This window comes from Bradyrhizobium manausense, assembly GCF_001440035.1.
Classification (GTDB): Bacteria; Pseudomonadota; Alphaproteobacteria; order Rhizobiales; family Xanthobacteraceae; genus Bradyrhizobium; species Bradyrhizobium manausense.
In genome coordinates this window covers 181,939-188,667 of record NZ_LJYG01000116.1, presented here as the reverse complement: position 1 = coordinate 188,667, position 6,729 = coordinate 181,939, and the positions used below count along the sequence as shown (strand labels likewise).

Annotated in this window: 6 protein-coding genes; all 6 read right to left on the bottom strand. The window is 65.4% G+C overall.

All coding sequences use genetic code 11. From position 1 onward, the window contains the following. Window positions 1-818: type II secretion system F family protein (locus AOQ71_RS41110; protein ID WP_245317426.1), on the bottom strand; the 818-nt coding region annotated here is incomplete at its 3' end. Window positions 819-834: 16 nt separating this feature from the next. Next, a complete protein-coding gene (locus AOQ71_RS41105) occupies window positions 835-2,298 on the bottom strand; it encodes a TadA family conjugal transfer-associated ATPase (protein WP_083514873.1) in 1,464 nt (487 codons plus the stop codon). Between the two features lie 21 nt (window positions 2,299-2,319). Then, a complete protein-coding gene (locus tag AOQ71_RS41100) occupies window positions 2,320-3,585 on the bottom strand; it encodes a CpaE/TadZ family protein (protein WP_057759456.1) in 1,266 nt (421 codons plus the stop codon). After that, entirely contained in the window at window positions 3,582-4,316 is a 735-nt protein-coding gene (locus AOQ71_RS41095) for a CpaD family pilus assembly protein (RefSeq protein WP_057759454.1), read from the bottom strand. The genes AOQ71_RS41100 and AOQ71_RS41095 overlap by 4 nt, the downstream gene beginning before the upstream one ends. 21 nt (window positions 4,317-4,337) lie before the next feature. Beyond that, entirely contained in the window at window positions 4,338-5,813 is a 1,476-nt protein-coding gene (locus tag AOQ71_RS41090) for a type II and III secretion system protein family protein (protein WP_057759919.1), read from the bottom strand. A gap of 11 nt (window positions 5,814-5,824) precedes the next feature. After that, the gene (cpaB, locus tag AOQ71_RS41085) at window positions 5,825-6,616 is read right to left on the bottom strand and encodes a Flp pilus assembly protein CpaB (protein ID WP_057759452.1); all 792 of its coding nucleotides are present in this window, start codon (window positions 6,614-6,616) and stop codon (window positions 5,825-5,827) included. Window positions 6,617-6,729: the final 113 nt, after the last annotated feature.

Sequence of the window (6,729 nt, the reverse complement as noted above, 5' to 3'; positions counted from 1 at the left end):
GAGCCGATGATGCCGGCCGAGGCCTTGGCTTCCATCGACATCGCCTGGATCTTCTCCTTCATCTTCTTGCGGTCGCGCAGCACCTTGGAGAGGTTGCCCAGCGCCTCGGAGAGGTTGCCGCCCGATTTCTGCTGGATCGACACCACGATGCCGAAGAAGTTGGCCTCGGGCAGCGGCATGCGCTCATAGAGGCGCGAGCAGGCCTCGCCGAGCGGCATGCCGATCGCCTGCGTCTCGATGATGGCCAGGAACTCGCTGCGCAGCGGCTCCGGCGCGTCGGCCGCGACGACCTTGATCGATTCGAACAGCGGCAGGCCGGCCTTGATGCCGCGGACGATGACGTCGACGGCGTCGGGCAGCGCTGCAAGGAACTTGTTCTCGCGACGCTTCTTCAGGAAGCCCAGGGCCCAGCGCGGCAGGCCGAAGCCGCCGGCAAAGGCAAGACCTGCCGCGCCGAGCAGGCCGCCGCCACCAAACCATGTGCCGACGAAAAACACGCCCGCCACGACCGCGGACACGATCCAGAATTTCTGCGTGGTCCAGTCGAGCCCCGCCTGCGACAGGCGGATGTTGAGCGGGACGCTCTTCTCCTGCGTGCGCCTGGCCTCGAGATCCTTGAGCGAGCTCTCGACCTGCTCGCGGCGCGAGCGCTGGGTCTTCTCGGCCTGGCGCGCCGTCGGCGCCTCGGCGCGTGCGATCGAGGCACGGCGGCTCTCGGCCTTCCGCTCGCCCGACAGCATCGGATAGACGAAGACCCAGGCGATGCCGCCGACAGCGGCGGTGGCGAGGAAGGCGAGGGCGAGGACCTGAGTGTTCATGGCTGCGCCGGCCTGCTCACGTGTTCGGTTTCTTTTCCGCGGCGTCGAGCGCGGCGGCAAGGCGTTTCTCTTCGCCGTAATAGCGGGCGCGTTCCCAGAATTTCGGGCGGCCAATGCCGGTCGAGCGATGCTGGCCGATGATCTTGCCGTTGGCGTCCTCGCCGATCAGGTCGTAGAGAAAGATGTCCTGGGTGATGATGGTGTCGCCTTCCATGCCCATCACCTCGGTGATGTGGGTGATGCGGCGCGAGCCGTCGCGCAGACGCGCGGCCTGGACGATGACGTCGATCGAGGCGCAGATCATCTCGCGGATCGTTCGCGAGGGCAGCGAAAAGCCGCCCATCGTGATCATGGATTCGCAGCGTGACAGCGCTTCACGGGGATTGTTGGCGTGCAGCGTCCCCATCGAGCCGTCGTGGCCGGTGTTCATGGCCTGGAGGAGGTCGAAGGCCTCCGGGCCGCGGACTTCGCCGACGATGATGCGTTCGGGGCGCATACGCAGACAGTTTCGCACCAGCTCGCGCATGGTGACCTGGCCTTCGCCCTCGATGTTGGGCGGCCGGGTTTCGAGCCGCACCACGTGGGGCTGCTGGAGCTGAAGCTCGGCGGCGTCCTCGCAGGTGATGACGCGCTCGTCGTGCTCGATGTAGTTGGTGAGACAGTTAAGCAGGGTGGTCTTGCCCGAGCCGGTACCGCCCGAGATCAGCACGTTGCAGCGGACGCGCCCGATGATCTGGAGAATCTCGGCGCCCTCAGGCGAGATCGCGCCGAATCTGACCAGCTGATCGAGCGTCAGCTTGTCCTTCTTGAACTTACGAATGGTGAGCGCGGGGCCGTCGATCGCGAGCGGCGGGACGATGGCGTTGACGCGCGAGCCGTCGGCGAGACGCGCGTCGCAGATCGGCGAGGATTCGTCGACGCGCCGGCCGACCTGGCTGACGATGCGCTGGCAGATGTTGAGGAGCTGCTGGTTGTCGCGGAAGCGGATACCGGTCCGCTGGATCTTGCCACTGACTTCGATGAAGACCGTGCCGGCGCCGTTCACCATGATATCGGCGATGTCGTCGCGGGCGAGCAGCGGCTCGAGCGGGCCGTAGCCGAGCACGTCGTTGCAGATGTCGTCGAGCAGCTCTTCCTGCTCGGCGATCGACATCACGATGTTCTTGATCGCGATGATCTCGTTGACGATGTCGCGGATTTCCTCGCGCGCCGATTCGGAATCGAGCTTGGCAAGCTGGGCGAGGTCGATGGCCTCGATCAGCGCGCCGAAGATGGTCGCCTTGACCTCGTAATAATTGTCCGAGCGGCGGGTTTCCATGACCGGCGGGGGCCGGGACGGCGCGAGCGGCGGGGACGCGACCACCGGCGGGGGCGGCGCGCGCGACACCGTCGGCGCCGGAGCCGAGGCAGGCTCTGGCGACACGGCGCCGGGCTTGGGAGCCCGAAAGTCGGTGTCTGTTCCGCTACGCTTACCGAACACTTAACAACTCCATGCGGCGGCTTATTTTCCCCGCAACTTCTCAATCAGCGGTGAAAGCAAGGACGACTTTTGTTTCTTCGTCTCGCTCCGGCCGGTGAGGCGCTGGGCGATCTGGAGGAACATCTCGATAGACTTGTGGTTCGCGGAGATCTCCGCGATCATCTGGCCGTTGTTGGCCGCCGCGCCGAAGATCTGCGGCTCGAACGGAATCGAGACCACCGGCTGGCTCTCGATCGCCTTGGCGAATTCGGTCGCGGCGATCTCCGGCCGCTTGGGAACGCCGACCTGGTTGAGGCAGTACAGCGGCGGGCGGTCGTTGGGACGGGCGGCCTTCAGGAGATCGAACAGGTTCTTGGTATTGCGCAGATTGGCGAGATCCGGCGCCGCCACGATCAGGATGTCATCGGCGCCGATGAGGGCGCGCTTGGTCCAGCCCGACCATTGATGCGGGATGTCCAGCACGATGCAGGGCATGGTCGAGCGCAGCGTGTCGAATACGGCGTCGAAAGCGTCGGTGCCGAAATCATAGACCCGGTCGAGCGTCGCCGGCGCCGCCAGCAGGCTGAGATGGTCCGTGCATTTCGACAGCAGGCGATCGATGAAGGCGGTATCGACGCGATCGGGCGAGAACACGGCGTCCGCGATGCCCTGGGGCGGATCCTGGTTATAGTCGAGCCCGGCCGTGCCGAAAGCGAGGTCGAGATCGGCGACCACGGCGTCCATCGCAAGGTCCCGTGCGATGGCCCAGGCGACGTTGTGGGAAATGGTGGAGGCACCGACGCCGCCTTTGGCGCCGACCACGGCGATGATGCGGCCGACCGCCTTGGCTTCCGGTGCCGAGAACAGATTGCAGATCGAGCGCACGACGTCGATCGCACCGACCGGCGCGAGCACGTAGTCACTGACGCCGCGGCGCACCAGCTCGCGATAGAGCATGACGTCGTTGATGCGGCCGATCACGACGACGCGGGTACCCGCGTCGCAGACGGTGGCGAGCTGGTCCAGCCCGGCCAACAGATCGTTGCGGGCGTCGCTCTCGAGCACGATCACGTTCGGCGTGGGCGCCGAGCGGTAAGCTTCGATTGCAGCCATCATGCCGCCCATCTGGATCTTCAGATGGGCCTTGCCGAGGCGGCGATCCTCGCCGGCCGATTGCACGGCTGCAGCGGTCTCCACGGTGTCGCAGAAGGCCTGGACGGAGACGCGCGGCGCGGGCGCAATATGCTCTTCGACCGGCGGCGGGATCTCCGGCTGCTCTTCCTGAGTCTGGCGCGCGTAGTTGATCATTTGCCGGTGTCGCTGAGTTTGGCCTTTTCGGCCTCGGGATAGGTGGTCGCTGTCGGCAACCCCTTGCGGTATTTCTCGAAGGCGGCGGTGCGTCGTATGGTGTAAACAGGAGTTTCAGGCCGCGGCTGCTCGAGGTCCGACGGATTGTCGACCATCGCCGCCATGTTGCGCTGATAGGCGCAGCCGAAATTGTAATAGTCCTTGTTCTCGAACCAGCCCTTGTTCTTCATCGAGGGGCCGATGTCCTCCGGCCACAGGCCGCATGGACCCGCGACCGCCGCGATCTTCGAATAGGTCAGTCGGATCGGCGGCAGGAAACGCTTGTCTTCCGGCCGGTATGGGCGGGCGATGATGCCGCGCGGGGGGACGCCCCCGGCCGCCAGCATCGCCTGAATCTCTCGCATGGATTCCGCAACCGGACGTGCATTGGGCGTTCCCGTGGGCACGTCGATGTGAATCGCGCCGGTACCCTCATGCGTCCAGGCCGACGCCAGTCCCATCACGTCGGCGCGCTGGGCTGCGGTCAAGCCGCCGCGGGCGTGACCGACGAACACCACGATCGAGCGGTTCTGCTCCTCGATCGCGATCGGGTGACGTTGCTTGTAGTCGTCGGGAATGGAAGCCGTCGCCACCTCGTCGTGCTGGCAGCCGCCGAGTGCGAGCGCGATACCCACGAGCACGCCGCCGAGGCCGGCGGCGCGGTGGCGGATCTGGGGTCGTGCTGTAATCATGACTTGAGTCCCCGTTCCGCCTCAGTCGGTGATGAAGCCGTAAGTGCCGCGGTAGTTCTTGGCCGGTTCGGTCCGCCCCGGAACGCCGTAAAGGCGGTTGATGTTGCCGATCAGTTCGGCCTGCGGATCGGCCGGCGCCGAGAAGCCGTCGTCCGGACGCGAGAGGTCCTTTGGCGACGTTGCGCGCACGATGTAGGGCGTCACGATCACGACCAGTTCGGTCGCGCTGTTGACGAAGTCGCGGCTGCGGAACAGCGTGCCGAGAATAGGCAGCTGCATCAGGCCCGGCAATCCGCTGACCGCCTGCTTGGTCTGCTGCTGAATCAGACCGGCCATTGCCATTGCGCCGCCGGAGGGAATCTCGAGCGAGGTCTCGGCGCGGCGGGTCCTGATCGAGGGGACGGTCACCGAGTTCACCGAGCTCGTGGTGACGGCCTGCGACAACGTGATCGCGTTGTCGTTGGAGAGTTCAGACACCTCGGTCATCACCCGCAGGCTGATCTTGCCCTCGGTCAGCACCACGGGGGTGAAATTGAGCGAGATGCCGAACTTCTTGAAGCTGATCTGGGTGGTGCAGACATGCGTGGTAGGATCGCAAGCATAGCCCGCCGGCACCGGGAATTCGCCGCCGGCGATAAACGTCGCCGATTCACCGGAGATCGCGGTCAGATTCGGCTCGGCCAGCGTGCGGATCACGCCTGCGGTTTCCATCGCGCGGAGGGTGGCCTGCACAGAGGGGCCTCCGCCGAACTTCGCGCTCAGGCTGTTGCCGTCCACGAGATTGTGGCCAAGCGCGGTGAACGGGTTCGAGTTGGTGAAGCTCACCACCGAGGTGCCGTAGTTGAGGTTCGCGGTGAGATCGATGCCGAGCTGCTTGACGATGTTTCGCGCGACTTCCGCAACGGTCACCTTCAGCATGACCTGGTCGCGGCCGCGGACCACGATCGAGTTCAGCACCTTGTCGGTGCCGCCAGCGAGGCGTGCGGCGAGATCGTTGGCCTGCTGCGCTTCGACCGGGTTGGCCGCGGTGCCGCTCAGGACGACGCCCTCCCCGAGGCCGTCGATCTGGATGTCGGAATTGGGCAAGATCTGCTTCAGCGCCGCGCGCACGCCATTGAGGTCGCGCTTGACTGCGATGTCGTAGGCGGCGATCTGCTGGCCGGCGGAATCGAAGAACACGATGTTGGTCTGGCCGACCGAGGCTCCGATGATGTAGGCGCGCTGGGACGAGCGGACCACCGCATTGGCGATCTTGGGATCGGCGACGAGCACGTCCTTGATGTCGCGTGGCAGGTCGATCACGATCGACTTGCCGACGCCGAGCGAAAGGAAGCGCGCGTTCATCTGACCATCGGCCGCGACCGGCGCCGCCGGACGATAGTCGGCGGCAATCACCGGCGTCAGCGCGGGGTTAAGCGTCAGCGCGAGAGCGGCCGAGAACGACAGGGCGCGGACCACGGAGGTCCGCATCGTCGCCAGATCTGCCCTGCATCTCATATCGACTGTCCTCATCGTGCTCTCGCACCCTGACTTTGAATGCCGTAGCGAATGATCGAAACGCCGTCGCGCTGCGGCGCGGATTCATCGAGCGTGATCTCGGTCGTCTTGACGTCGGCGATGCTGCGCAGCGCCAACGACAATGTTCCGGCCTGGCGGGCTGAAGACAGCACCTTGGTCTGCGCGGAATCGAGCTCCAGGGTCACGGTCTTGCCGACCACTGCGTTCTGGCCCTCTTTCTCCTTCGGCGCCTGGTCGATGGCCAGCACGCGGACATTGGTCAGGAGGATCTCGGATGTGACGATATCCTGTCCGCTCGGGTCCGGATTCTTGAGGCGGCGCGTGAGCAGAACGTCAACGCGATCGTTGGGCAGGATAAAGCCGCCGGCACCCGTCTCCGGCGTGATTTCGGTCGAGATGGCCCGCTTGCCGCTCGGCAGGATCGCGGCCATGAAGCCGGAACCATCGGCCTTGACCAGCTTCTGGTCGCGGATCGGTTCACCCTGGATGAAAGGGGCACGGGCGATCGAGCCCGTAACCTGGGTCGCGCCGTCCGGGCGCTCGTTGCGGCGAATGAAAGTGGCGCTGGCGGTCGCCGTCGGCCAGGTCTGCCACTGCACGTCGTCCGGCTTCAGGGTCTGTCCGAGGCCGATGTCGTTCTTGGCGACCAGGACGTCGGTGGTGGGAAGCTGCGCGACCGGAGCCGCTGGAGGCGGCGCAGAGTCCGAGCCGCTCGCCAGGTACGCAGCGATGCCGCCGGCGCAGATGGCGACCGTCAGGACGACTATGCGTGCCCTATTCATACGCTTCACTTTCCACAAAACCCCGCGACGCTGCCGCCGCCGTAATCGGCAGTTGACCAGCTATTCGTCAAAGCATGGTTAATGAGGCGTATCTAAATCGCCTTAACGCCGGG

Excerpts from the sequence above, each read along its gene's own strand:
- AOQ71_RS41100 (WP_057759456.1), bottom strand. The coding sequence starts at position 3,585 with ATGATCAACTACGCGCGCCAGACTCAGGAAGAGCAGCCGGAGATCCCG.
- AOQ71_RS41095 (WP_057759454.1), bottom strand. The coding sequence starts at position 4,316 with ATGATTACAGCACGACCCCAGATCCGCCACCGCGCCGCCGGCCTCGGC.
- AOQ71_RS41090 (WP_057759919.1), bottom strand. The coding sequence starts at position 5,813 with ATGAGATGCAGGGCAGATCTGGCGACGATGCGGACCTCCGTGGTCCGC.
- cpaB (WP_057759452.1), bottom strand. The coding sequence starts at position 6,616 with ATGAATAGGGCACGCATAGTCGTCCTGACGGTCGCCATCTGCGCCGGC.